Raw genomic sequence first — 26,397 nt, 5'->3', positions numbered from 1 at the left:
CACGTCTAGTTAAAGACGTGCTTTTTATGTGTTTTTATGGTAAAATAGAGTACTGAATTTCGAAGATTGGTGGTGAAGTGCATGCGTTGTCCAAAATGTCAACATAATAAATCTAATGTTATCGATAGCCGTCAGGCAGAGGATGGAAATACTATTCGTCGTCGTCGAGAGTGTGATGCTTGTCATGCCCGTTTTACTACATTTGAGCGTGTGGAAGAAGTTCCACTTTTAGTTGTCAAAAAAGACGGTACTCGTGAACAATTCTCTCGAGATAAGATTTTCAATGGTATCTTGATGAGTGCTCAGAAGCGCCCAGTTTCAAGTGAGGATATTGAAAATGCCATCACCCGCATAGAGCAAAACATTCGCCGTAACCATGATGGAGAGGTTGATAGTGAAGTTATTGGGAATTTAGTCATGAAAGAACTAGCAGACCTTGATGAAATTACCTATGTCCGTTTTGCCAGCGTCTACCGTTCTTTCAAAGATGTTGATGAGATTGAAAAATTGCTTCAAGAAATCACCAAGACTGTCCGTGCGAAAAAAGAGTCTAAAAAATGAGACCTATTGAAGAATTTGTCTATGTTGGCAATCAGGTTATCGTTCCCGATCAGGCAAGCTTGATGCGTTGCTATTATCCCATTATCGGGAGTGAGGGATACGCACTCTACCAGTATTTTATGGCTTTCTATGACAATGGTAATCACCGCCATAAGTTTGCGGCTATTCTGAATCATCTAAACTTTGGTATGCAGCCTCTTCAGGAATCCCTGGCGGTCCTGACAGCGGTAGATCTCTTGGCCTTTTACCAGTCACCTCAAGGGTTTTATGTTGTAGAGCTTAAGTCTCCCCTATCTATCGAGCAGTTTCTAAAGCATGCGGTCTATAGTTCACTTCTAGAGCAAAAAATTGGTGAACCAGCAGTAGATGCTTTAAAACCGACGAGTTTACATGGTTTACAAGATTTATCTAAACGTTTTTCGGATGTTTTTACTGATGAGCGTTTGGCTCAAAAGTCTGTTTCTGAAATTAAGCCTAAAAATTCATTTGATTTAAGTAGTTTCAGGAATCGTATGCAGGCTGATGGACTTGTATTTACAGATGAAAAGACAGATGTTCCAGAAATCTATAAATTGTCTGAAACCTATGACATGAATTGGTATGATACCTATCTCTTAGCTAAAAAGACAGCCGTAAACCACCAGATTATTGTCAAGCGTATGCAAGTGCAATTAGAGCAAGCTCAAGCTCAAAAATTGGGTGGTAATTCTGCATTGACGGAGACGGAGCAAAAGATTCTTAAAGCTGTTAAATCTGAAAAACCTGTTGATTACTTACAGAGTGCTAAGGGTCCAGGCGGGACTGTAACTAATTCTGAGAAGAAGATTCTCACGGATTTGGCACAAAGAGGCTTTATGGATGAGGTTATTAACCTCATGGTTGCCTACAGTTTGGGACGGACACGTTCAACAAATGTGAACCGAGAGTATATCTCTAAACTTGCCAACGATTTTGCCTTTAAGAAGATTGTTACTGCTGAACAAGGGCTTTTGGCTTTGCGTAGTGGTTACGACAAAAAATCACAGCGGGCAAAAGATGATTCTAAGAGGAAAACAAATGTACCTAGCTGGAGTGATCCTGATTACGATAATCAAACCAGTCAGGCCGATCAAGCCAAGTTAGACGAAATTAGACGTCGGGCTTTGGCAAAACTAGAAAAAGGAAAGGAGTAGCCAATGGAAAGAGTTGGACAAACCCTCAACCGAACAGGGCATCATGGGTCTGGTAATGCAACAGATTTAATGAAGCAAATTTTGGCGGATCCAAGAGTGACTAGCTTTATTCAAGAACATGGCTTAAGTCAGGACCAAATCAAGCGTAGTCTTCCAAAGTTCAATCAATTCTTGGTGGAATGCCGTAAGGTCAAAGAAGGTGATGTCACCTACATTGCCAAAGGGTATGAGCCGATTCTGACCATGAATGAAGGCTACGCTGATGTGACCTATAAGGAAACGCGTCAGCTTAAGGAGCAGCAAGAACAACAGGCTATTTCTAAGCGGATTAACTTGCTGAGTTTGCCTCAGTCTTATCGCAAGATTACCTTTGCTGATATCGCACTAGATGATGTCGCTCGTGTTGATACCTTTGAGACACTTGTTGATTTTGTGGCTAATTACCCTAGTCCAGACCAGAAAGGTCTCTATATCTACGGGGATATGGGGGTTGGGAAATCCTTCATGTTGGCAGCTATGGCCCATGAGCTTTCAGAGACTAAGAAGGTTGCTACGACCATTATTCATTATCCATCTTTTACTATTGATGTTAGAAATGGGATTAAGGACGGTTCTGTGAAGGAACAAATTGATGCTGTCAAAGAAGCAGAAGTCCTAGTTTTAGATGATATTGGTGCAGAGCAATTCTCTTCTTGGATTAGGGATGATGTTTTGCAAGTCATTCTCCAGTATCGCATGATTGAGGAGCTACCAACCTTCTTCACATCCAACTATAGTTTTGCAGATTTAGAAGCTAAGCTATCCAATGGTCGTCAAGGAGACGAGACTTGGCAGGCCAAACGTGTGATGGAACGTATTCGTTTTCTAGCTAAAGAGGTTCACTTGAAAGGTGTTAATCGCCGTTAAGGTGATCCTAATAATGATAAAGAACAAGCGTGTTTGCTTTCCTTGGTGGAAGTGAGACTGCTAAATGAAGAAAGGAATCCCTAATTTAATCAGGGACTTAAATATATGACATTACCTACAGTTGCTATCGTGGGTCGCCCAAATGTTGGGAAGTCGACCCTATTTAACCGAATTGCGGGTGAACGTATCTCCATCGTCGAAGACGTTGAAGGGGTAACACGTGACCGTATTTATACCTCTGCTGAGTGGCTTAACCGTCAATTTAGCTTGATTGATACAGGTGGTATCGATGATGTCGATGCTCCATTCATGGAACAGATTAAGCACCAAGCTGACATTGCCATGACTGAAGCTGATGTTATTGTCTTTGTCGTTTCAGGCAAGGAAGGCGTGACAGATGCGGATGAGTACGTTGCCCGTATTCTCTATAAGACCAACAAGCCAGTTATCTTGGCGGTAAATAAAGTGGATAACCCTGAAATGCGTGCAGATATCTATGATTTCTATTCTCTTGGGCTTGGCGATCCCTACCCAGTTTCATCTGTACACGGTATTGGTACGGGGGATGTTCTCGATGCTATCGTTGAAAATCTTCCAACAGAAGTTGAAGAGGAAAATCCAGATATCATCCGTTTCAGTTTGATTGGGCGTCCAAACGTCGGAAAATCAAGTTTGATTAACGCCATTTTAGGTGAGGACCGAGTGATTGCAAGTCCTATTGCTGGTACGACTCGTGATGCCATTGATACAAACTTTGTGGACAGTGACGGTCAAGAGTATACCATGATTGACACTGCTGGAATGCGTAAATCTGGTAAGGTTTATGAAAACACAGAAAAATACTCTGTAATGCGTTCTATGCGTGCCATTGACCGCTCTGATATTGTTCTTATGGTTATCAATGCCGAAGAAGGTATCCGTGAGTATGACAAGCGTATTGCTGGTTTTGCTCATGAAGCTGGTAAAGGGATTATCATTGTAGTTAACAAATGGGATACGATCAAGAAGGACAACCATACTGTTTCCAACTGGGAAGCAGATATCCGTGATCAGTTCCAATTCTTGAGCTATGCCCCAATTATCTTTGTATCAGCTGAGACGAAACAACGTCTTAACAAGTTGCCGGAGATGATTAAACGCATCAGTGAGAGTCAAAACCGTCGTATTTCATCGGCTGTCTTGAATGATGTTATCATGGATGCCATCGCCATCAACCCAACACCAACTGACAAAGGAAAACGCCTTAAGATTTTCTACGGCACACAAGTTTCGGTTAAACCACCAACATTTGTTGTCTTTGTCAATGAAGAAGAGCTTATGCACTTCTCATACATGCGTTTCTTGGAAAATCAAATTCGTCAGGCCTTTGGTTTTGAGGGAACACCAATCCATTTGATTGCCCGTAAACGTAAATAAAAAAGTAGACCAACCAGAATAGAATCTTTATGGGTTGGTCTTTTATCATTGTAAGGAGAAAACGATGTTAGAAAATATTCAAGCTTATTTATCTAAACAAGGAGTTAAGTATATCAAACCTGAAAAAGCGGGTCCGCATCAGGAAGAGATGGAAGCGCTCAAAAATTTGGGACAAGCTGCTCGTAAGGAGATGCAGACTTTAGCAAAACGTCTAGAGGAGCGCCTAGATCCCATGAAAATGGATCGTGTCAGCAATTGGGCTAACCAGGCACAAATATGCCGTCCACATTTCTGGTGCTATTACAGGGAACCTGAGGACAGTTTAGATGATGTTGCTATGGCGATTCGACTCTACGGTCAAGCTGAAGATTGGGGAATATCAGTTGAAGTGAGCTTTGTCGAACGGAAAAAATCAGATACTACTCTAGCGAAGCAACATAAGGTCCTAGACTTACCGATTACTTCTCCACTTTATTATCTTGCTCAAGAAGATGGTGACAGTCATCGTGTGGAAGGGACTGAAGCGAACCGTCATATGTTTAAAAAAGCAGTCAAAGATGGTCGTGTTCGAAAGGTCTTGGTTAAATATGATGTTCCTGTGACGGATAGCTTGACTATAGATGACTTGCTAGATCAACTAATGGAAGGCTTTCAACTGCTAAGGCCTTATTATGATAGTTGTCAGGATGCAAATAAGTTGTTGGAAGATTAGTGTAAAAAGGAGAGTAAAAATGCAAGGATTATTAATGATTGATATGCAAAAGGCCTTTGATAATAGTTCATGGGGAGAACGTAATAACCCTCAGCTTGAAGTGAATTCCCAAAAATTACTCAATTTTTTTAGAGAAAAGGGATGGCCAGTACTGCATGTTCAACACGTATCTGAGAATACTCAATCACGTTTTCACGTATCTCAAGGTCAAGATTTTAAAGATGGCTTTCAACCATGCCCAGGTGAACCTGTTTTCCAAAAGATAGTTAATAGTGCTTTCATTGGGACGAATTTAGAAAGCTATTTAAGAGATAAAAAAATTGATAAGTTAGTTATTGCAGGCTTAACCTTGCCACACTGTGTGTCTACCACAACTCGCATGGCGGCTAATTTAGGGTTTAAGACGTTACTTATTTCAGATGCAACGGCCAGTTTTGCCCTACCCAATTTAGATGGTCATTTGATAGATCCAGAGGTCCTGCATACCATAAATCTAGTATCCTTACACGGTGAATTTGCTCAAGTAATGACAACAGAGGAGTTCATGGGGGGGATGATAATGATACATAAGTAGTAAAACTATATAAGTTTATATTACTAGCGTTTTTATCAGATATAATAATCTGAAATGTGATGGGTTATATCTCCAAAAATATGTTACGAGGAACTTGACTTATCATCTTAAAGTCAGGTTCTTTTTTGAATGAGAACTTTAAGTTAGCACTCAAAGGAATCCCTTTCGTAATAACAGCCCTACAAGGTTAACTTGGTTTCTCCTGAGCTAGAAAGTGGACGAAAAGTTCGGTTTACTACTGCATCATTGGTATAAAGTAAAATAAAAACGAGGTTGGAACAATTGTCTCAACCTCATTTATTTATTTCGGTGAAATCACTTCAGCACCACCCATGTAAGGACGAAGAACTTCAGGGATAGTTACTGAACCATCTTCGTTTTGGTAGTTTTCAAGGATAGCGGCCACTGTACGTCCGACAGCAAGCCCTGAACCGTTGAGAGTGTGAAGAAGTTTTACTTTACCATCAGCTTCGTCACGGTAACGGATTTGTGCACGACGAGCTTGGAAATCTTCTGTGTTTGAACATGAAGAAATTTCGCGGTAGGTATTTTGTGCTGGTATCCAAACTTCCAAGTCGTAAGTTTTCGCAGCTGAGAATCCCATATCTCCAGTACACAAAGTGATGACACGGTATGGCAAGTTAAGTTTTTGAAGGATATTTTCAGCGTTAACTACCATTTTTTCCAATTCATCGTATGAGCTTTCTGGTTTTGAGAATTTGACCATTTCAACCTTGTGGAATTGGTGAAGGCGAATCAAACCACGTGTGTCACGACCTGCTGAACCAGCTTCTGAACGGAATGAAGGGCTCATAGCTGTGAAGTAGATTGGCAATTCTTTACCGTCAAGAATCTCACCGCGGTAGTAGTTAGTCAAAGGAACTTCAGCTGTTGGGATAAGGACGTAATCAGTGCCATCAAGCTCGAAAGTATCTTCTTTGAATTTTGGATATTGACCAGTACCAAACATAGAGTCGTGGTTAACCATGTAAGGTGTGATCATTTCAGTGTAACCTTCTTTAGCGTGCTCATCCAACATGAAGTTGTAAATCGCACGTTCTAATTTTGCTCCTAAGCCTTTGTAGAAGAGGAAGCGAGAACCAGTAACTTTAGCGCCACGTTCCCAATCAAGAATACCAAGGTCTTCACCAAGATCCCAGTGAGGTTTAATCTCAAAATCAAAGTCACGAGGTGTTCCCCAACGACGAACTTCTACATTCTCATCCTCGTCAGTACCAACTGGTACAGTCTCGTGTGGTGTGTTTGGAAGTGTCACAACGATATTGTTAAGTTTTTCATCAATAGCAGCAAGTTCAGAATCAATTTCTTTAATTTCTGCAGAAACTTTTTGCATGGCTGCAATTTGTTCTGAGGCGTCTTCTTTATTACGTTTTGCCTGAGCAATACCGTCTGAAGCAATATTACGTTGAGCTTTGAGTTCTTCAGATTTGATAAGAAGTTCACGGCGTTTAACATCAAGCTCTTTTAGTTCATTTAAAGTCTCAGCAACGACACCACGTGTAGCCAATTTCTCGGAAAGGGCATCAAAGTCGTTACGAATACGTTTTACATCTAACATAAGTTCCTCCAAAAAATAAAACACCCGGTGAAAGTGTTGGAGTGACATGGGCCACGGTTCCATCCAACTTCACAGGAGTGCACTTGTTTATGTTTTTAATTATTAGAAACGGTAGAATTTCGTAGGTCAACCCTACCTGCTCACAGCAACCGCAGGCTTTCTGTAAAGGTCTAGCTATTACTTATCCGTCCTTTACAATTATACAAAAATTATGATTTTTTGGCAAATAAACCTTTGATACGAGCACCAATGGTTTGGATGAGAGTTGGTAGTTTGACGACTTTTTCATTGCCAAGGTGTTCCCTAGCAATCTTTAGAATCTTCCCAGAATCTTTAGAGGCAAAGAGGAATTTACTCTTGTCGGTTAATATTTCAAAATGACGGCTGATTCTCTTTCCTGATACATTTGCACCGATTTGTGTAATGCTAGTCCATGGAATTTGAATGTATTGTTCAACATTGACATCAGGGTAGAATTCAAGAGCTACATCTCCAATTAGAAATTTACCGACTTTACCTCCGATAGCCATGTAGGAAACGCCTGTTGTATGCAGTTCAACTGTTTTGTTTAGTGATTGTGCCATATCTATCTCGCTTTTTGATTGTAGTACCTTTATTATAGCATAAGAAAAGAGTTCAGCTTTGCTAAACTCTTACTCTTTTTACATGATTCCGAAGAAGCTTGCAACAATACCAACTACAAAGAGTCCGATGATGATTGTGATTGGTGAAACTTTCTTCTTAAGCAACCACATACATGCAAAAGTAAGGAGAAGTCCCATCAAACCTGGAATTAATGAATCCAATTGTTTTTGTAGGGTATCGACTTGAATCTTATCAAAGCTAAGCTTATCGTTGGCTTGACCAAGGATAGTTTTTAGTTGGTCACCAGTAACATTTCCTTTAGGCCACTCGATATAGGCACCTTTAGACAAAACTTTACCTGGAAGATTTACAGTGAAGACGATAGAGACCCAACGTTCAACGAGGACGGCCAAGATGAACATACCAAGGATTGATGCCCCTTTAGTAATATCTTTCAAGATACCACCAGACATGTCTTTAGTGATTTCTGAACCTGCTTTGTAACCAAGTTCTTGAGTGTACCACAAGAAGGCCATACGGATAAGGTTCCAACCGATGAAGAAGATAAGTGGACCAGCGATGTTACCAGCTTGTGCCAATGATGCACCAAGGGCACCAAGGATTGGACGAACTGTGAACCAGAAGACAGGGTCACCGATACCGGCAAGTGGTCCCATCATACCGATTTTAACCCCTTGGATAGCCGCATCTTCGATTTCAGTACCATTAGCTTTTTCTTCTTCAAGAGCTAAAGTAACCCCCATGATAGGAGCAGCTACGTAAGGGTGAGTGTTGAAGAATTCCAAGTGACGTTTAAGAGCTGCGGCTTGGTCCTCTTTGTTAGTATAAAGTTTTTTGATAGCAGGAATGAGTGAGTAAGCCCAACCCAAGTTTTGCATACGTTCATAGTTCCATGAACCTTGCAAGAATTGTGAGCGCCACCAAACCTTTTTACGATCCGCTTGAGATAATTGAATTTTTTCAGCCATGAGAGCACCCCTTCCTAGTAGTCTTCCAAGATATCGCCGATTGGGTCGCCTGAACCAGATGAAGTTCCGCCACCATTTCCGCCACCTTGTTTAGAAAGGTTGAGGTAGATGAAGGCGATGGCAACACCAATGGCACCAAGAGCGATAAGTGTCAATTGGCTAATTGCTGCGAAAGCAAAACCGATGGCAAAGAATGGCCAAACTTCACGAGTAGCCATCATGTTGATAACCATGGCGTAACCAACGGCTACGACCATACCACCACCGACAACCATACCATGGTTAAGCCAGTCAGGCATCAAGCCAAGGGCATGTTGAACAGATTGGGCTGGGATAGCAAGAAGAAGGGCTGCTGGCACAGCAATACGCAAACCTTGAAGAAGGAGAGCAAGGTAGTGTGCACGTTCAACACCAGCGATGTTTCCGTGTTCTGCAGCTTTATCTGCAGCATGAACAAGGGCAACAGATGCTGTACGAACAAGCATAGTTAGGAAGAGACCTGCAACCGCAAGCGGGATAGCTGTTGCAGTCGCAACACCGATACCTTCAGTTGTGAAGTTACCACCTTTAACCAAAATGATGGCAGCAGCAACAGATGCAAGGGCGGCGTCAGGAGCTACGGCAGCACCGATGTTTGCCCAAGCAAGGGCAATCATTTGAAGGGAACCACCAAGCATGATACCTGCAGTGAGGTTACCTGTAGCAGCACCAATAAGAGTACAAGCAACAAGTGGTTGGTGGAATTGGAATTGGTCAAGGATACCTTCAAGACCAGCAAGGAAGGCAACAACTACGACCAAAATTGCAGAAATAATTGACATATCTGACATGGTTATAATTCCTTTTCTATTGAGTTGTGATTAGCTGAGTTTATCAACTAATTTATCCGAATGAAGGTTATTGAACGTTAGCTTTTTTGATAAGGTCAAACAAATCTTTTTTAGAATCATTTGGAACCTTACGGACGTCGAATTCAACGCCAAGGTCACGCAATTTTTCGAAGCAAGCAACATCGTCTTTGTCCATAGACAAAACGTTGTTAACCATTGTTTTACCAGTTGAGTGAGCCATAGAACCAACGTTAAGTTCTTTGATTGGCACGCCACCTTCGATAGCACGAAGTGCGTCTTGAACAGTTTCGAACAAGATAAGCGCGTGTGTGTTACCAAAGCGTGGGTCCTTAGAAGCATCAATCAATTTTTGAATTGGAACAACGTTTGCTTTAACCCCATTTGGTGCTGCTTGTTTGATCAATTCTTTACGCAATTCGTCTTTAGCAACATCATCTGATGCTACAATGATGCGGTCTGCTTTAGATGCAGGTGTCCAGTTAGTCGCAACCTGACCATGCAAAAGACGTGTATCCAAACGTGCCAAGTTAATCTTGAGCTTACCATCTCCAATAACTGTCCCTTCAGGGATAGCTCCTTGAGGTGCTGCTGCTTCTTGAGGTGCTGCTGTAGTTTCTTCCGCAGGATTAAGCTCCTCTGGAAGTGCTTTAATACCACCCTTAGCTTCCTTGATGATATTACCAGCAACTTGCTCCGCTGTAGCGTTAGCATCCATCATACGTTCTGTGTATGCTTGGATTAGCATTGGCAAGTTAAGTCCTGTGATGATGGCAATCTTGCGATCTGGATTTTCTCCAGCGATACGGCTGGCTTGGTTAAATGGTGAACCACTCCAAAGGTCAGCCAAAACAAGAATTTCATCATCAGCATCGAATTGTGCAATGGCATCGTTGAAGTGGGCGTAAAGGTCATCAGGACCTTCACTTGGCATAAAGGTAACGACTTGAACCTTCTCTTGGTCTCCAAAAATCATAGATCCTGATTGGTGGATTCCCTCAGCGAACTTACCATGGCTGGCGATAATAATACCGATACCCATTCGTGTTCTCCTCCTTTAAAATATTTTTTTCCTAGGCTTAAAAAGACTATCTCCGATTTCATTAAGACGGCAAAAAAAGCGCCTCTCAATCTTTTTGAACATAAGAAATCAAGAACAATTACATTCTAAAAGGCTTCCACTAAAATGTCAATAGCTAGTGAAACAAAAATGTAAAACAGACTAATCGCTGTCAGAAATGAGCGAAAAATTATAAAAAGATTATCAGATGATTAAATCTGATAATCTTTTTATGCTATTCGAAGACTAGTTCTTCTTAACAATGTGTCGGAAAAGATTTTTAAAGCCTTGCTTAAGAACAACTAGAAAGCTAGGAGCCTTTCTTAAGCTTTCACGTGGAATTCTTTTTTGAATTTCTTTTAAGGTTGTTCTGCTTTTTCGACTGGCAAAACGGAAACGTCCATTTTGCTTTGTACGGATTTCAAAGCGTGGGATGACTTTACCGCCAAAGTAAACATCAGCAATCACATAAGTGATTTCATCCCAAGGAATCTGAATATAGTCTTGTAGTTTTGTGTCATTGTAAAACTCGAAAGCCTTATCTCCAACCATGATATTTCCGTAAATTGGCCCTTCACGGAACCAAGTTCCCTTAGTTGTGTGAGCCATTTCCATATTGAGTGATTTAACCATGATTTGCTCCGATTAAAGTAGACCAATGATGTGGAGCAAGATAGCAAGGACAAAGATACCCAAGATGATGATGATTGGAGAAACTTTTCTCTTAAGAAGATACATACAAAGGAAAGTCAATCCAAGGGCAGCCAAACCAGGAATCAATTGGTTTAAGTTATCTTGCAAGGTTGTTACCTTGTTAGCTTCAAGTGATTTACCAGCAGCTTGTTGAAGAAAGGCTTCTTTGACACCGGCAATCCCTTTTGGTAGTTTATCCCAATGAATGAATGCTTCATCTTGTTGTTTAACAGTAGAAACAACTGGTGTAAAGGTGATGCTTACCCAACGTTGAATAAGAGAACCGATAACGAACATCCCCATCATTGAAGCTCCACGAGTGACTTGTTGAAGGAGGTTACCTGACAAGTCGTCCGTAATCGCAGTACCAGCACGATAGCCGAATTCTTGAGTATACCACTTAACGGCAGCTACCATAACGTTCCAAAGAACGAAGAAAACGATTGGGCCCATGATGTTACCTGAAACAGCCAAGCCTGCTCCGAGTGAGAGGAAGATTGGACGAAGGGTAAACCAGAAGAGAGGGTCACCGGCACCTGCAAGAGGTCCCATCATACCGACCTTAACCCCTGAGATAGCAGCATCGTCAATGTCAGCGCCGTTGGCACGTTCTTCTTCCAAGGCAAGTGTAACCCCAAAGATTGGGTTGGCCATGAATGGTTGTGTATTGAAGAATTCCAAGTGACGTTTAAGGGCAGCTGCACGTTCTTCTTTTGATTGATAAAGTTTTTTGATTGCAGGAATAAGGGTGTAAGCCACACCACCATTTTGCATACGTTCATAGTTGAATGAAGCTAAAAGAAAGTATGAGCGCAAGAAAGCTTTAAAACGATCTGCTTTTGTTAATTTAATTTTTGAATCAGCCATTTTCTTTCCTCCTAATTAAAAGTCTTCCAGAATTTCACCGAGGGGATCACCTGATCCTCCATCATTTGAAGAACCATTTGAACCACTAGCTTCGAGCGCAAGGTACATCACGGCAAGACAGAGACCGATAACGCCCAAGCTAATTAAGGTTAATTCTTTGAGAGCAGCCAAAGCAAAACCAAGGAAGAAGAATGGCCAAACTTCACGACTAGACATCATGTTGATAACCATGGCATAACCAACGGCTACAACCATACCACCACCGATTGTCATCCCTGATGTTAACCATTCAGGCATAGCTTCAAGACCCGTTTGGACGATGTGTGCAGGAATCAAGAGCAAGAGGAGGGCAGGGATAGCAACACGGAGACCTTGGAGGGCCATACCAATAAAGTGCCATCTTTCAATTCCAGCAATATCAGCTGCTTCAGCACGACTATCCATAGCGTGAGCGATGAAGACTGTAGCAGTACGGACAAACATTGTCAAGGCAAGACCGGCAACAGCCAATGGAACTGCAAGGGCGATGGCTGGACCAATCCCTTTAGCTCCTTGACCGCCCAAGATAAGGATAATGGTAGAAGCTACTGCGGCAAGTGAAGCGTCTGGTGCCATGGCAGCACCAACGTTAGCCCATCCCATAGTGATCAACTGCAAGCTACCACCCAACATAACGCCGAGTTCGAGGTGGCCAGTAACCAAACCAATAAGGGAACAGGCCACAACTGGTTGGTAAGTTTCGATTTGGTCGTTAACTGAGCTACAACCAATGATGAAAGCAACAATTACGACTAAAATAATTTGTACTAAACTCATTTATGTATCCTCCAAAATTATTTCTTCTCTGCTAATTTAGTTTCAGCTGACTTAATCAAGGCATCAACGTTTGTTGGGCTATCACTTGGTACCCCGCGGACGTCAAATTTGACACCCAATGATTGCAATTCTTTGATAGCATCCACATCTGTTTGGTCAAATGAAAGAGCCTTAGTAACGTTGACTTTTCCTTCCTTATAAGCTGAAGAACCAAGGTTGATTTCTGTAACGTCAACACCAGCTTTAACAGCAGCAAGAGCATCTTCAACAGATTCAAAGAGAAGCATAGCGCGTGTATCGCCAAAACGTGGGTCATTGTTTGCTTTAACCATGTTTTTAATTGGGATAACGTGAACTTGAACACCAGATGGAGCAGCTTGTTTAATCATGTTTGTACGAAGTTTATCATGACAAACAGTGTCTGAAACAACGATGATACGGTCTGGGTGAGTTGAGTGAGTCCAACCAGTTGCGACCTGACCGTGGAGGAGACGTGTGTCAACACGAGCCAAAACGTATTTGATTTTGCCATCACCAAGAACTGTTCCTTCAGGAATAGTGCCTTTAGGAATAGAAGGTTTAGCGTCAGTTGATTTGGCGTCTTCTTCAGGAATGAGGCCGTCTGGAAGGACTTTAACACCTTCTTTAGTTTCCTTATAAATATTTGCGACAACCTCCTCAACGCTTGCATCAGGAGCTACCATACGTTCCGTATATGCTTGGATAAGCATTGGCAAGTTGAGCCCTGTTACGATAACCATCTTGCGATCAGGATTTTCTTCCTTAATTCGGCTTGCCTGATTAAATGGTGACCCAGACCAAAGGTCTGCAAGGACTAGAATTTCGTCGTCTGTGTCAAATTGAGCGATGGCATCTTTGAAGTGAGCGTACAAGTCGTCAGGACCTTCATTTGGCATGAAAGTAACGACTTGAACTTTCTCTTGTTCACCAAAAATCATAGAACCTGATTGGTGAATACCTTCAGCGAATTTACCATGGCTAGCAATAATAATACCGATACCCATTAGTGTTCTTCCTCCTTTAATATAATGTTTCTTAGGAATAGAAAAATAATTATTGGTATTACCATCCCTCAGCATGAAAATGACAACAATATTTTTTAAACCTTCGAAATTAGAACAGATTAATTATAAAACGCTTTCATTACTATGTCAATAAGTTTTGCGCAAAAAGTACCAAAAAACTTCAAAAACTTCCAATTTTTATTTTAAATCAGGCTAAAAACAATCATATATAGTTAATAACTATATTTAAATAGAGGAAATGGGATTATGCAAAATAACAATAAACGCTTGTAACGTCTGCTTGTGACTGATATAATAGCTCCAATTAACTATTTAATGTTAAATCTATAAGAAAAGAGGACCTCCTTATGTCAGATTTACTAAGTATTTACAATGAATTGCAAACTAAAAAGTGGGTAGACTTGACCCACAAGATTAATGCGGAAAGCCCACACTTTCCGGCTCTTCCAGCTTTGAAACAAGAAGACCTTTTCACATTAAAAGATGGTTTCCATGTTCAAAAATTTACAGTAGTTGGTCAATACGGAACCCATATCGATGCACCGATTCACTTTGTAGAAGGTGGTCGTTGGTTGGATGAGATTGACATTAAAGACCTTCTCCTGCCACTTTATGTTATCGACAAGTCTAAAGAAGTTGCTGCTAATCCAAACTTTATCTTGAGCAAACAAGATATCTTAGACTTTGAAGCAGAACATGGACAAATTACCGAAGGGGCCTTTGTCGCTTTCCGTAGTGATTGGTCAAAACGTTGGCCAAGTCAAGATGCTATGCGTAACCTGGATGACAATGGGGTTCAGCAAAGTCCAGGTTGGAGCCGTGAAGCCCTAGAATTCTTGATTCATGAACGCCATGTCAAAGCAGTAGGTCATGAAACCTTTGATACAGATGCCGGTATTCCGGCAGCAGAACATGGATTGGTTAACGAATACTATCTCTTGGATCAAGACATTTATCAAGTAGAGGTCCTGAATCAATTAGATCAAGTTCCAGCCGTTGGTGCTTTGATTTCAATTGCATTTCCTCACTGGGACAAGGCGACAGGTTCCCCAGTGCGTGCAGTAGCTATTTTACCTTAATCAGAAGAAAAGACACCGAAGAATTCTTCAGTGTCTTTTCCTGTTTATAAAAGTAGTTCCTGAAGTTTACGGGCAACGCCGTCTTCCTCATTAGTCCACTTAATTTGTTCGTTAGCGTGGGGGAGAAGGACAGAACTGGCATTTTTCATGGCATAGCCAGTCTTGGCAAGCTCCAACATCTCTGTATCATTGTGTTCGTCCCCAAAGGCAATCAAATCATCTGGAGATTTTCGCATGGCTTTGAGTAGGTAGTTCAGGGCATAAGCTTTATTAATTCCTTTAGGTGAAAACTCCAAGATATTAAGTGGTCCACCCCAAGAATCAACCTCAATTTCTTCTTTGAAATCTTTCTTAATATCTCTGGCTAGTTGGTACTTGTCTTCGTGACGGGTCTGCATAAGAAGAGCGTTAGGATTGCGTGTGATTTTAGCTGGCTCTAAACGCATAGCCTCAATGATTTTATCAACCCCAAAGAGTTGTGGTTGAATACGCTCTGGGTGCTCCATAGTGATATAAAAGTGCTTGCGGTATTCACTAGCAAGAAAATCCATCTCTAACTCATCGTGTCGTTGTAAGAGGTTAACTAGGTATTTTTTGTCCAACTTGACCGAGTGCTCGTAAGCCCATTCTCGGTCTGGGAGATTGGTCAAGGAGCCATTAAAGGTAATGAGCGGTGTCTCTAAGCCTAATGTTTTGTAATGATCAATAGCCATACGGTAAGGACGACCGGTAGCGATAACGACTTGATGACCTTTGTTTTGTACATCTTTAATAGTTGTTTTTGTAAATTCTGAAATAGTTCCATCTGGTCGCAAAAGCGTTCCATCGAGATCTAGTGCAATCAATTTTTTTGTCATGTTTCTATTATAACAGAAATCAGTTCTTTGTTGGGGTTTGACCCAGGTCGGTGGTGGAATGTTCGGTTTTTAGCGATAAAACTATCAGAAAATAAACCTTGCACCATCAAATGATTTCATGTAGAATGGTGATGTAGCATTCTACGTGAGAATGTTCCGATATCATTCGGATTTTGACAATTTTTTATTAAGGAGTATAAACTTTCATGGAAAAGTTTTTCAAATTAAAAGAGCATGGTACTGATGTTCGTACAGAGGTTACAGCAGGTTTGACAACCTTCTTTGCCATGTCTTATATCCTCTTTGTCAACCCATCTATGTTAGCCCAGACTGGCATGCCTGCTCAAGGTGTGTTCTTGGCTACCATCATTGGTGCGGTTGCAGGAACGTTGATGATGGCGTTTTATGCTAACCTACCTTACGCTCAAGCGCCTGGTATGGGTCTCAATGCCTTCTTTACCTACACAGTGGTCTTTTCTTTGGGCTACACTTGGCAAGAAGCCTTGGCTATGGTCTTTTTGTGTGGTGTTATTTCTTTGATTATCACAGTTACTAAAGTACGTAAGATGATTATTGAATCTATTCCGACAGCACTTAAGTCTGCCATTTCAGCAGGTATTGGTATTTTCCTTGCTTATGTAGGTATTAAAAATGCAGGTTTCTTGAAGTTTGCAATTGATCCAGGTACTTATACTGTAAGCGGAAAGGGAGCTGATATGGCTCAAGCTTCAATTACAGCTTCATCAGCTGCTACACCTGGTTTGGTAGCTTTCAATAATCCAACTGTTATTGTAGGTTTGATTGGGCTTGCAGTTGCGATTTTCTTTATTGTTAAGGGAATTCGTGGAGGTGTCCTCCTTTCAATTGTTGTAACAACTGTTATCGCAATTTTTGCTGGTGTAGTTGACCTTGGTAGTATTGACTGGCATGCTGCTAGTTTGACTGCTTCTATTAAGGATTTGGGGCAAGTCTTTGGTGTAGCTCTGGGTTCTAAAGGTTTGGGTTCTCTCTTCTCAGACGTGTCACGTTTGCCAGGTGTCTTTATGGCTATTCTTGCCTTCTCATTAACTGATATCTTTGATACTATCGGTACTTTGATTGGTACTGGTGAGAAGGTTGGTATCATCGCTTCAACAGGTGATAACAATGAATCTAAAGCTCTTGACCGTGCCCTTTACTCTGACCTCGTTGGTACAAGTATTGGTGCCATTGCCGGGACTTCAAACGTTACAACTTACATTGAATCTGCAGCAGGTATTGGTGCTGGTGGACGTACTGGTTTGACAGCTCTTGTGGTTGCAGCACTCTTTGCGATTTCAAGTTTCTTTAGCCCACTTGTCTCAATTGTTCCTAGTGCAGCAACTGCACCTATTCTTATCATTGTAGGTGTTATGATGCTCTCTAACCTTAAGGGTGTGGATTGGGAAGATTTGTCTGAAGCGATTCCTGCCTTTTTCACTTCTATTTTTATGGGATTCTCATATAGCATTACCTACGGTATTGCAGCTGGTTTCCTTACTTACACTTTGGTCAAAATTATCAAAGGTCAAGCAAAAGATGTTCATCTTGTCATGTGGATTTTGGATATCTTGTTTATCCTTAATTTCATTAGCATGGCTGTTCTCTAATATCTAATATCTAATATTTATAAGCAAAAAAGTCTGTCCTTTTGTCAGGCTTTTTTAGTTTTTTACGAGTGATGATTTGATGTTTACTTTCACGACTGTTTTAAGTTAAGATTGAAATTTTGTTAGAAATATTAACTTTATGGAGGTTTGACTTAATATAAGTAAGTGTTAAATTAAGAGGAGTTGTTATATCTAAATTATTCTTTCTACCTCAATATTTATAAGTTTTTGATGGTTTTTGACAGTGGATTATAGTCCAGATTTTTATTTTTTGATATAATGAAAACATGATTTACAGTCAAAATGAAGAGGAATTGATTAGCATAGGCCGAAAGTTAGGTCGATTGCTCAATTCTGGAGATATAATTGTTCTTTCAGGTGATCTGGGAGCTGGTAAAACCACTTTAACTAAGGGAATTGCTAAAGGTTTGGATGTTTCGCAGATGATAAAGAGCCCAACCTATACTATTGTTAGAGAATATGAGGGGCGTTCGCCGCTATACCATTTAGATGTTTATCGTATTGGTGATGATCCAGATTCTATTGACTTAGATGATTTTCTATACGGTGACGGTGTGACGATTATCGAGTGGGGAGAACTTTTGGATGACAGTCTCCTGGGAGACTATCTTTTAATTTCGATAAAACATCATGGTGATGGACGTCAACTGCTTCTGGAATCTTTTGGTCCTAGAAGTGAAGAAATCCAGGAGGCGATGGCAAATGGCTGAGTACGAATTAGTCATTGAGGAAGCCCAAAGAGATGATTCCGTATCCTTAGCAAAATTACTAAAGACGGTAGCTCTAGAGTCAGATTTTTTGGCTCAGGATGCTAGGAGCTCTGTACTGAATGCCGAACAGTTAGCCTCCTATATTGATAGCCGTCAAAGTGTCCCAAATGAGATTTGTTTAGTCGCAAAATTGAATCATGAGGTCATTGGTGTTTGTAATGTTACTTCTGATCAAGACACGAAGACCAGTCATATTGGTGATGTTTTCATTGCGGTTGCTAAACCCTATTGGGGTAATGGTATTGGTCAGTTTCTTATGGAAATAATGATTGACTGGGCAAACAACACACCAGCTATCTGTCGCTTAGAGTTGACTGTTCAAGCACGCAATGAACGGGCAGTACATCTCTATCAAAAATTTGGATTTGATATTGAAGGCACTAAGAAACGTGGTGCCAGAACTAAAAATGGAGAATTTCTAGATGTTTACCTGATGGCTAAACTCATAGATTAGGAAAAAACATGAAACTTGGACGAAAAATTTTATTGATGTTGTTGGCAATTTTTGCCACCACAGTAGTAGCTGTTGGTATTTACCTAACGACAACTTACAATTATGCTACAGGCGAATTGTCAAAAACCTTTAGAGTTTCAAAGGCAACGTCAGGAAATAGTAAGGCCATTCAACAGACTAAGCCTATAACGATTCTGTTGATGGGGGTGGATACAGGATCCGAAGGACGTAAGGAAACCTGGGAAGGAAATTCTGATACTATGATTTTGGTAACAGTGAATCCTAAGACTAAGAGAACTACTATGACCAGTTTGGAACGTGACCTTTTGACAGATGTTGAGGGATCGGGTGAAGTAAAACTAAACGCAGCCTATGCCGAGGGTGGAGCTGACTTAGCTATTTCAACCATTCAAAAGGTTTTAGATATTGATATTGACTACTATGCGCTGATTAATATGCAGGGTATGATTGATTTGGTGGATGCCGTAGGTGGTATCGAGGTAACGAACCATTTTGATTTCCCAATTTCGATTGCAGAAAACGAACCAGAATTTCAGGCGAAGGTAGAGCCTGGAACCCATAAAATCAATGGAGAACAGGCCTTAGTGTATTCACGTATGCGTTATGATGATCCCGATGGAGACTATGGTCGTCAAAAACGTCAACGTGAGGTTATTCAAAAGATTGTGGCTAAGCTCTTGAAGATGGGCTCGATAGGTTCTTATAAGAAAATTTTGTCTGCTGTCAGTTCAAATGTACAAACAAGTATTGATCTTGGTGATAGCACTACTCTGCGTGGTTTGATGGGCTATAGTGAGGCCTTTAAAAATATCAAGTCTTACCAGTTGGCTGGTTCGGATGCGACGATCAATGGTGGAAGCTACCAAGTAGCCTCAACTGAGGATATTCTTAAGGTGCAAAATCGTATTAAGAAGGAAGTTGGCAAGAAGGAAGTTTCTGAATCTAAACTTAAGACTAGTCTGGTACTCAATGGTTTTGGGACTTCTAGCTATGGTTCAGATGATTTCGTTAACTCTAAAGGAAGTTTGACTTTGAGTGAGGTATCTGGGAGTTATGAGTCTGGATCATCTGAGGCAGTAGGAGGTGGATCGGTAAGTACCTATAATGGAGGTGCTACCTACAGCAATAATTACAGTGATAATGTTGGTAATTATGTTCAGGACCAAGGTGCAACAGCTCCTACATACAATTATAATGGTTCAGGTGTAACTACTTATAGCACGATTCCAGCAGCACAATAGAAAGGTTAGGAGACTCTCGGCCTTTTTTGCTGTCATATGGTTATTCCTTGCAATAGTTTTTAAGCTATGCTATAATATAGGAAAATAACGAAAGAGAGGCGGAGTAGAAACTTCGTCTCTTGTGTGTGTAAGGAGGTCATAATGTCGCAAAAAATTATTGATCTCGTGACGGCTGTCGTAGCTCCAGCAATTCCTGAGCCCTACGAATTGGTCGATATCGAGTATGAAAAGATTGGCAGTGACTATATCTTGTCCGTTTTGATTGATAAGCCAGGTGGAATTACTGTCGAAGATACTGCAGACCTGACTGAAATTATCAGTCCTCTCTTGGATACTATTCAGCCTGACCCTTTCCCGGATCAATACATGCTGGAAGTGTCTAGCCCTGGATTAGAGCGTCCCTTGAAGACTAAAGAAGCTTTGAAAAATGCTGTTGGTCAGTATATTAATGTTAGTCTTTACAAGGCTATTGATAAAATCAAGATTTTCCAAGGTGACTTGTTGACCTTCGATGGCGAAACTCTAACAATTGATTATCTTGATAAGACTCGCCATAAGACTGTTGAGATTCCCTATCAAACAGTTGCTAAAGCTCGTTTGGCAGTCAAACTCTAAAACTCTTAGTGTAAATAAAGAAAGGATGCCAGTTTTGGCTCTTAAAGGCTAAAACGACAAATAATATGAGCAAAGAAATGCTAGAAGCCTTCCGTGTCTTGGAAGAAGAAAAACACATTAACAAGGAAGATATCATCGATGCTGTGGTTGAATCACTTAAATCAGCTTACAAGCGTCGTTATGGTCAGTCTGAATCAGCAGTCGTTGAATTCAATGAAAAAACAGGTGATTTTCAAGTTTTTACCGTTCGTGAAGTTGTAGACGAAGTCTTCGATAGTCGTTTGGAAATTAGCTTGAAAGATGCGCTTGCTATTAGCTCAGCTTACGAGCTTGGCGACAAGATTCGCTTTGAAGAGTCAGTCGATGAATTTGGTCGTGTTGCAGCGCAATCTGCTAAACAAACGATTATGGAAAAAATGCGTAAGCAAATGCGTGAGATTACTTATAATGACTATAAGCAACATGAAGGTGAAATCATGCAAGGAACAGTTGAACGCTTTGACCAACGTTTCATTTATGTTAATCTTGGAGCGCTCGAAGCTCAATTGTCACGCCAAGACCAAATTCCTGGTGAAAGCTTTAAGTCACACGACGTCATCGATGTTTATGTTTATAAAGTTGAAAACAACCCTAAAGGTGTTAACGTCTTTGTAAGTCGTAGCCATCCAGAATTCATCAAACGTATCATGGAACAAGAAATTCCTGAAGTCTTTGATGGAACTGTAGAAATCATGAGCGTATCTCGTGAAGCTGGTGATCGTACGAAAGTTGCTGTTCGCAGTCATAACCCTAACGTTGATGCTATTGGTACTATCGTTGGTCGTGGTGGAAGCAATATTAAGAAAGTTGTCAGCCGTTTCCACCCAACACGTTTGGATGCTAAGACAGGAATTGAAGTTCCTGTTGAGGAAAATATTGATGTTATTCAATGGGTTGAAGATCCAGCTGAATTCATCTACAATGCTATTGCACCGGCTGAAGTGGACTATGTTCTCTTCGACGAAGATGATAGCAAACGTGCGACAGTAGTTGTGCCAGATAACAAATTATCTCTTGCAATTGGTCGTCGTGGGCAAAACGTTCGTTTGGCAGCGCATTTGACTGGTTACCGTATTGACATCAAGTCAGCTTCTGAATACGAAGCACTCGAAGCTGAAAAATCCGAGGCTGCTACTGAGGAAGTTGTTGATGAGATTGTTGCAGAAGAGGCTACACCTGTTGAAGTCACAACAGAAGAAGTAACTGAAACAACAGAAGCAGAATAAGAAGAACATAGAGGTGTTTGATGGCTAAAACACGAAAAATACCTTTACGCAAATCAGTTGTCTCAGGAGAAATCATTGATAAACGTGATTTGCTCCGCATTGTAAAAACTAAAGATGGTGAAATTTTCATTGATCCAACAGGAAAGAAAAATGGCCGAGGTGCTTACATTAAACTAGATAATGAAGAAGCTCTCCAAGCTAAAAAGAAACGTGCTTTTAACCATAGTTTCTCCATGGATGTTCCTGAAAGTTTTTATGATGAACTCATCGCTTATGTGGATCACAAGGTCAAAAGAAGAGAGTTAGGTCTTGAATAACACAGAAAAATTGTCAAATATGTTGGGACTAGCACAAAGAGCTGGAAAGCTTATTTCTGGCGAAGAACTTGTCATCAAGGCAGTTCAATCAGGGCAGGCGAGACTAGTTTTTCTTGCCAATGATGCTGGTAGTAACGTGACTAAAAAGACGACTGATAAATGTAACTACTATAATATAGAAGTCTCCACAGTGTTTAACGCACTGGAATTAAGCATGGCTATTGGTAAACCAAGAAAAACGGTTGCTGTAGTTGATGCTGGATTTTCAAAGAAAATGAGGACTCTTATGGACTAAAGAATAGGAGGACATCACGTGTCAAAGAAACGATTATATGAAATCGCAAAAGAGGTTGGTGTAGAAAGTAAGGTTGTTGTTGCGAAAGCTCAAGAACTTGGTCTTTCTGTGAAGAGCCATTCCTCATCAGTTGAAGAAGCTGATGCTAATCGTATCGCTTCAAGTTTAAAAGGGGGAACAGCTAAGGCTGAAAGTAAGCCAGCTCCTAAAGCGACACCAACTCCTAAAGAGGAAAAGGTAGCGCCTAAGGTTGATAAGGCACCTGTTGCCAAATCAGCTCCAGCTAAAGAGGCATCAAAGGCTGAAGTTAAAGAAGCCCCTGCGACTCCGAAAAAACCACAAAGCCGTAATTTTAAGGCAGAACGTGAAGCACGTGCCAAGGCAGAAGCAGAGCGTCGTCAAAATGGCGGAGGCCGTGACAACCGTAATCGTAACCGAAATCAACAAGGAAACGATCAAGGTAAACGTCAGAATAATGATCGTCGCAACCAAAATGGAAATGGTCAAGGGAACCGTAATAATGGAAACCGCGATAACAATAGTAATCGTGACCGTAATTTCCAAGGTAAACAGCGCAATGATCAAGATCGAAATAAACGTAACGATGCTGCCCGAAACAATCAGGCAGGTCCACGTATTGACTTTAAAGCGCGTGCAGCAGCCTTGAAAGCAGAGCAAAATGCAGAATATTCACGTCAAAGTGAAACACGCTTCCGTGAAGAAAAAGCTGCAGAGCAACGCCGTGCGAAAGAACAGGAAAAGGCAAGAAAAGAAAAACAACAGGCGGAAGTCGCTGCTCAAAAAGCAGTTGCTGAAGCTAAGCCAGCTCCCAAACCAGCACCGGCTGCTCAACCAGCTCCAGCTGCACAAGTACAAGATACACGTCGTAAAAAAGCACGTCCAGATAAATCACGTGATAATCGTCGCGAGAATGAAGATGGACCTAAGCAAACAAGAAATAATAAGTGGAATAATCAAAACCAAGTGAGAAATCAACGAAATAGTAACTGGAATAAAAACAAAAATAAAAAGGTAAAAATAACCGAGGTAATTCAGCTCCGAAACCAGTAACAGAGCGTAAATTCCATGAATTACCAAAAGAATTCGAATACACGGAAGGCATGACGGTTGCAGAAATCGCAAAACGTATTAAACGTGAGCCAGCTGAAATCGTTAAGAAACTCTTCATGATGGGCGTTATGGCAACTCAGAACCAATCTCTTGATGGGGATACTATTGAGTTGTTGATGGTTGACTATGGTATTGAGGCAACCAAAAAAGAAGAGGTCGATAATGCTGATATCGAACGTTTCTTTGTTGATGAAGATTACCTCAATAAGGATGCTATGGTAGAGCGTGCACCAGTTGTTACTATCATGGGGCACGTTGACCACGGTAAAACAACCCTTCTTGATACTCTTCGTAATTCTCGTGTTGCTACAGGTGAAGCAGGTGGTATCACACAGCACATTGGTGCCTACCAAATTGAAGAGGGTGGTAAGAAGATTACCTTCCTTGATACCCCTGGACACGCGGCCTTTACATCTATGCGTGCTCGCGGTGCCTCTGTTACAGATATTACTATCTTGATTGTAGCTGCGGATGATGGTGTTATGCCACAAACGATTGAAGCCATTAACCACTCTAAAGCTGCGGGTGTTCCAATCATTGTTGCGATTAACAAGATTGATAAACCAGGTGCAAACCCAGAACGTGTTATCGGTGAATTAGCAGAGCATGGCGTTATCTCAACAGCTTGGGGTGGTGATAGCGAATTCGTTGAGATTTCAGCGAAATTTGGTCAAAACATTGAAGAATTACTTGAAACTGTTCTTCTTGTAGCAGAAGTTGAAGAACTTAAGGCTGATCCAACAGTTCGTGCCATCGGTACTGTTATCGAAGCTCGCTTGGATAAAGGTAAAGGTGCGGTTGCTACCCTTCTTGTACAACAAGGTACTTTGAATGTTCAAGATCCAATCGTTGTTGGTAACACCTTCGGACGTGTTCGTGCTATGACCAATGACCTTGGTCGTCGCATTAAGACTGCAGCACCATCAACACCAGTTTCAATTACTGGTTTGAATGAAGCACCAATGGCTGGTGACCATTTTGCGGTTTATGAAGATGAAAAGGCAGCTCGTGCTGCTGGTGAAGAGCGTGCAAAACGTGCTCTTATGAAACAACGTCAACAAACACACCGTGTTAGTCTTGATAACCTCTTTGATACCCTTAAAGCTGGTGAAATGAAGACCGTTAATGTTATCATCAAGGCTGACGTACAAGGTTCTGTTGAAGCCTTGGCAGCATCACTTCTTAAGATTGATGTTGAGGGTGTTCGTGTAAATGTTGTTCACTCAGCAGTAGGTGCTATTAACGAATCTGATATTACGCTTGCCGAAGCTTCAGATGCTGTTGTTATCGGATTTAACGTTCGTCCTACACCACAGGCGCGTCAACAAGCAGAAACTGATGAAGTTGAAATTCGCCTTCATAGCATCATCTATAAGGTTATCGAAGAAATCGAAGATGCCATGAAAGGAATGCTTGATCCTGAATTTGAAGAAAAAATCATTGGTGAAGCAGTTATCCGTGAAACCTTCAAAGTTTCTAAAGTCGGAACAATCGGTGGATTCATGGTTACTAATGGTAAAATCACTCGTGATTCAAGTGCCCGTGTCATTCGTGATGGTGTGGTTATTTTTGATGGTAAATTGGCAAGCTTGAAACACTATAAAGATGACGTTAAAGAAGTCGGAAATGCTCAAGAGGGTGGTTTGATGATTGAAAACTATAACGATATTAAAGTTGATGACGTTATCGAAGCTTACATCATGGAAGAGATCAAACGTTAATCACATCAGATTTCTAAGGAAGCTTATTTAGGGGACAAAGCTGGGTCATCTGGCCTGGCTTTTGTTCCATTATAAAAAAGAAAGGATAAGACTATGGGAAATTCATTTCGTGTAGATCGCGTTGGAATGGAAATCAAACGTGAAGTCAACGAAATTCTTCAAAAGAAGGTTCGTGATCCACGTGTTCAAGATGTAACCATCACAGATGTTCAAATGCTTGGTGATTTGTCGGCGGCTAAGGTTTTCTATACCATTCACTCTACTTTAGCGTCAGACAACCAAAAAGCACAAACTGGTCTTGAAAAGGCTACTGGGACAATCAAGCGAGAACTTGGTAAAAGTCTGACTATGTATAAGATTCCGGATTTGACCTTTATTAAAGATGAGTCTATCGAATACGGTAATAAAATTGATGAAATGCTTCGTAATTTGGAGCGTAAAGACTAAGCAAAAATTCCTGTCAGTTATGGCAGGAATTTTGCGTTATAATAGAGTAAGAGGAGGACTTCGATGAAAGTAACAGTCTATTTGGGAGCTAATATGGGTGACAATCCTAGTTTTAAAGAAGCAACGATTGCCTTGGGGAGATGGATTGCTAAAAATGGGCATATCCTAGTCTATGGTGGCAGTAAGATGGGACTTATGGGAGTTCTTGGTGATACAGTTTTAGAAAATGGAGGTCAGGCTCATGGTATCATGCCGCAATTTCTTAAGGATAGAGAAATTGCTTATGAGGGATTGACCTCAATGACTATAGTAGAAACGATGGCAGAGCGCAAGACTGCCATGTTAGAGCAAGGCGAGCTCTTTATAGCCCTTCCAGGAGGTCTTGGAACCCTTGAAGAAATCTCAGAAGCTATTGCAGCTGCTCGTGTGGGTAAGTTGGACAAACCCTGTGTTTTCTTTAATCTCAACGGCTATTACGATGCCATGAAGGCCATGTTAGGTACCATGGTTGCTCATGATTTTTTAGAGGCTGAAACGGCTGCAAAATTTCTTTTTACAGATAATTTTTCTGAAATTGAGGCCTTTGTTCAGTCTTATACCCCACCTCAATTGCGACGTTATAGGTAAGCATCAGTGAATAAAGGTTCTTCCACATTCAAGTGGAAGGACTTTTTATAATCAAATGAAAAGTCGTGTAAGTTTCAGAAAATA

The 26,397-nt window shown here is 41.0% G+C and carries 27 protein-coding genes and 1 pseudogene; 18 read left to right on the top strand and 10 right to left on the bottom strand.

What is annotated here, in order from left to right; genetic code table 11:
- The first annotated feature begins 81 nt into the window (after positions 1 to 81).
- The 6 genes from nrdR (at position 82) to HMPREF9425_RS07550 (ending at position 5,341) form a co-directional block, all read left to right on the top strand.
- Complete coding sequence (gene nrdR, locus HMPREF9425_RS07575; RefSeq protein ID WP_003092257.1) at positions 82 to 561, top strand: transcriptional regulator NrdR; 480 nt, start codon at positions 82 to 84, stop codon at positions 559 to 561.
- Positions 558 to 1,733, top strand: coding sequence for a DnaD domain protein (locus HMPREF9425_RS07570; protein ID WP_003097948.1), 1,176 nt, complete (start codon positions 558 to 560; stop codon positions 1,731 to 1,733). The genes nrdR and HMPREF9425_RS07570 overlap by 4 nt, the downstream gene beginning before the upstream one ends.
- A gap of 3 nt (positions 1,734 to 1,736) precedes the next feature.
- On the top strand, positions 1,737 to 2,639 hold the full coding sequence (gene dnaI / locus HMPREF9425_RS07565) for a primosomal protein DnaI (RefSeq protein ID WP_003097946.1): 903 nt from the start codon (positions 1,737 to 1,739) through the stop codon (positions 2,637 to 2,639).
- Positions 2,640 to 2,744: 105 nt separating this feature from the next.
- The gene (gene der, locus HMPREF9425_RS07560) at positions 2,745 to 4,055 is read left to right on the top strand and encodes a ribosome biogenesis GTPase Der (RefSeq protein ID WP_003092252.1); all 1,311 of its coding nucleotides are present in this window, start codon (positions 2,745 to 2,747) and stop codon (positions 4,053 to 4,055) included.
- 64 nt (positions 4,056 to 4,119) lie between these two features.
- Positions 4,120 to 4,767: a hypothetical protein gene (locus HMPREF9425_RS07555; protein ID WP_003092227.1), complete on the top strand. Its 648-nt coding sequence runs from the start codon at positions 4,120 to 4,122 to the stop codon at positions 4,765 to 4,767.
- A 19-nt stretch (positions 4,768 to 4,786) separates the two neighbouring features.
- Complete coding sequence (locus HMPREF9425_RS07550) at positions 4,787 to 5,341, top strand: cysteine hydrolase family protein (RefSeq protein ID WP_003092215.1); 555 nt, start codon at positions 4,787 to 4,789, stop codon at positions 5,339 to 5,341.
- Positions 5,342 to 5,642: 301 nt separating this feature from the next.
- On the opposite strand, the gene serS is transcribed toward HMPREF9425_RS07550, so the two are convergent.
- The 9 genes from serS to HMPREF9425_RS07505 form a co-directional block, all read right to left on the bottom strand.
- Positions 5,643 to 6,920, bottom strand: coding sequence for a serine--tRNA ligase (gene serS, locus HMPREF9425_RS07545; RefSeq protein WP_003092210.1), 1,278 nt, complete (start codon positions 6,918 to 6,920; stop codon positions 5,643 to 5,645).
- A 209-nt stretch (positions 6,921 to 7,129) separates the two neighbouring features.
- Positions 7,130 to 7,504, bottom strand: coding sequence for a DUF956 family protein (locus HMPREF9425_RS07540; protein WP_003092275.1), 375 nt, complete (start codon positions 7,502 to 7,504; stop codon positions 7,130 to 7,132).
- 78 nt (positions 7,505 to 7,582) lie between these two features.
- The gene (locus HMPREF9425_RS07535; RefSeq protein ID WP_003092230.1) at positions 7,583 to 8,494 is read right to left on the bottom strand and encodes a PTS system mannose/fructose/sorbose family transporter subunit IID; all 912 of its coding nucleotides are present in this window, start codon (positions 8,492 to 8,494) and stop codon (positions 7,583 to 7,585) included.
- Positions 8,495 to 8,508: 14 nt separating this feature from the next.
- Entirely contained in the window at positions 8,509 to 9,324 is an 816-nt protein-coding gene (locus HMPREF9425_RS07530) for a PTS mannose/fructose/sorbose transporter subunit IIC (RefSeq protein ID WP_003092137.1), read from the bottom strand.
- A gap of 67 nt (positions 9,325 to 9,391) precedes the next feature.
- Complete coding sequence (locus tag HMPREF9425_RS07525) at positions 9,392 to 10,384, bottom strand: PTS sugar transporter subunit IIB (RefSeq protein ID WP_003092204.1); 993 nt, start codon at positions 10,382 to 10,384, stop codon at positions 9,392 to 9,394.
- Positions 10,385 to 10,648: 264 nt separating this feature from the next.
- Entirely contained in the window at positions 10,649 to 11,035 is a 387-nt protein-coding gene (locus tag HMPREF9425_RS07520) for a DUF956 family protein (RefSeq protein ID WP_003092165.1), read from the bottom strand.
- Positions 11,036 to 11,047: 12 nt separating this feature from the next.
- On the bottom strand, positions 11,048 to 11,962 hold the full coding sequence (locus HMPREF9425_RS07515) for a PTS system mannose/fructose/sorbose family transporter subunit IID (RefSeq protein ID WP_002889176.1): 915 nt from the start codon (positions 11,960 to 11,962) through the stop codon (positions 11,048 to 11,050).
- A gap of 15 nt (positions 11,963 to 11,977) precedes the next feature.
- The gene (locus HMPREF9425_RS07510) at positions 11,978 to 12,778 is read right to left on the bottom strand and encodes a PTS mannose/fructose/sorbose transporter subunit IIC (RefSeq protein WP_002889174.1); all 801 of its coding nucleotides are present in this window, start codon (positions 12,776 to 12,778) and stop codon (positions 11,978 to 11,980) included.
- 17 nt (positions 12,779 to 12,795) lie between these two features.
- Positions 12,796 to 13,803 carry a PTS sugar transporter subunit IIB gene (locus tag HMPREF9425_RS07505; protein WP_037621576.1) on the bottom strand — a complete coding sequence of 336 codons (1,008 nt, stop codon included), beginning with the start codon at positions 13,801 to 13,803 and terminating at the stop codon, positions 12,796 to 12,798.
- Between the two features lie 368 nt (positions 13,804 to 14,171).
- Here HMPREF9425_RS07505 and HMPREF9425_RS07500 point away from each other — a divergent pair, with 368 nt between their 5' ends.
- Positions 14,172 to 14,903, top strand: a complete 732-nt coding sequence (locus HMPREF9425_RS07500) for a cyclase family protein (protein ID WP_003097938.1) — start codon at positions 14,172 to 14,174, stop codon at positions 14,901 to 14,903.
- A 44-nt stretch (positions 14,904 to 14,947) separates the two neighbouring features.
- Here HMPREF9425_RS07500 and HMPREF9425_RS07495 read toward each other — a convergent pair whose 3' ends face one another.
- Positions 14,948 to 15,760, bottom strand: coding sequence for a Cof-type HAD-IIB family hydrolase (locus HMPREF9425_RS07495; protein WP_003097936.1), 813 nt, complete (start codon positions 15,758 to 15,760; stop codon positions 14,948 to 14,950).
- A 206-nt stretch (positions 15,761 to 15,966) separates the two neighbouring features.
- Here HMPREF9425_RS07495 and HMPREF9425_RS07490 point away from each other — a divergent pair, with 206 nt between their 5' ends.
- The 11 genes and pseudogenes from HMPREF9425_RS07490 to HMPREF9425_RS07435 all read left to right on the top strand — a co-directional run bounded on the left by HMPREF9425_RS07490 (position 15,967) and on the right by HMPREF9425_RS07435 (position 26,313).
- On the top strand, positions 15,967 to 17,388 hold the full coding sequence (locus HMPREF9425_RS07490; RefSeq protein ID WP_003092171.1) for an NCS2 family permease: 1,422 nt from the start codon (positions 15,967 to 15,969) through the stop codon (positions 17,386 to 17,388).
- Positions 17,389 to 17,675: 287 nt separating this feature from the next.
- On the top strand, positions 17,676 to 18,119 hold the full coding sequence (tsaE, locus tag HMPREF9425_RS07485) for a tRNA (adenosine(37)-N6)-threonylcarbamoyltransferase complex ATPase subunit type 1 TsaE (protein ID WP_003092128.1): 444 nt from the start codon (positions 17,676 to 17,678) through the stop codon (positions 18,117 to 18,119).
- Positions 18,112 to 18,633, top strand: coding sequence for a GNAT family N-acetyltransferase (locus HMPREF9425_RS07480; RefSeq protein ID WP_003092200.1), 522 nt, complete (start codon positions 18,112 to 18,114; stop codon positions 18,631 to 18,633). Before tsaE ends, HMPREF9425_RS07480 begins: the two co-directional genes overlap by 8 nt.
- An 8-nt stretch (positions 18,634 to 18,641) precedes the next feature.
- Complete coding sequence (lytR, locus tag HMPREF9425_RS07475; RefSeq protein WP_003092224.1) at positions 18,642 to 19,895, top strand: glycopolymer--peptidoglycan transferase LytR; 1,254 nt, start codon at positions 18,642 to 18,644, stop codon at positions 19,893 to 19,895.
- A 141-nt stretch (positions 19,896 to 20,036) separates the two neighbouring features.
- Positions 20,037 to 20,510, top strand: coding sequence for a ribosome maturation factor RimP (gene rimP, locus HMPREF9425_RS07470; protein WP_003092264.1), 474 nt, complete (start codon positions 20,037 to 20,039; stop codon positions 20,508 to 20,510).
- Positions 20,511 to 20,575: 65 nt separating this feature from the next.
- Positions 20,576 to 21,775: a transcription termination factor NusA gene (gene nusA / locus HMPREF9425_RS07465; protein WP_003092162.1), complete on the top strand. Its 1,200-nt coding sequence runs from the start codon at positions 20,576 to 20,578 to the stop codon at positions 21,773 to 21,775.
- A gap of 20 nt (positions 21,776 to 21,795) precedes the next feature.
- Positions 21,796 to 22,092 carry an RNase P modulator RnpM gene (gene rnpM, locus HMPREF9425_RS07460; RefSeq protein WP_002883779.1) on the top strand — a complete coding sequence of 99 codons (297 nt, stop codon included), beginning with the start codon at positions 21,796 to 21,798 and terminating at the stop codon, positions 22,090 to 22,092.
- The gene (locus HMPREF9425_RS07455) at positions 22,085 to 22,387 is read left to right on the top strand and encodes a YlxQ-related RNA-binding protein (RefSeq protein ID WP_002883776.1); all 303 of its coding nucleotides are present in this window, start codon (positions 22,085 to 22,087) and stop codon (positions 22,385 to 22,387) included. Before rnpM ends, HMPREF9425_RS07455 begins: the two co-directional genes overlap by 8 nt.
- 18 nt (positions 22,388 to 22,405) lie before the next feature.
- Positions 22,406 to 25,239 (top strand): annotated as a pseudogene (infB, locus tag HMPREF9425_RS09520) (translation initiation factor IF-2).
- Positions 25,240 to 25,332: 93 nt separating this feature from the next.
- Positions 25,333 to 25,686, top strand: a complete 354-nt coding sequence (gene rbfA, locus HMPREF9425_RS07440) for a 30S ribosome-binding factor RbfA (protein WP_003092174.1) — start codon at positions 25,333 to 25,335, stop codon at positions 25,684 to 25,686.
- Between the two features lie 63 nt (positions 25,687 to 25,749).
- Positions 25,750 to 26,313 carry an LOG family protein gene (locus tag HMPREF9425_RS07435; protein ID WP_003092198.1) on the top strand — a complete coding sequence of 188 codons (564 nt, stop codon included), beginning with the start codon at positions 25,750 to 25,752 and terminating at the stop codon, positions 26,311 to 26,313.
- The last annotated feature ends 84 nt before the right edge of the window (positions 26,314 to 26,397 follow it).

The organism is Streptococcus vestibularis ATCC 49124, from assembly GCF_000188295.1.
GTDB classification, from domain to species: Bacteria; Bacillota; Bacilli; order Lactobacillales; family Streptococcaceae; genus Streptococcus; species Streptococcus vestibularis.
This window is presented reverse-complemented; position numbering and strand designations above follow the sequence as displayed.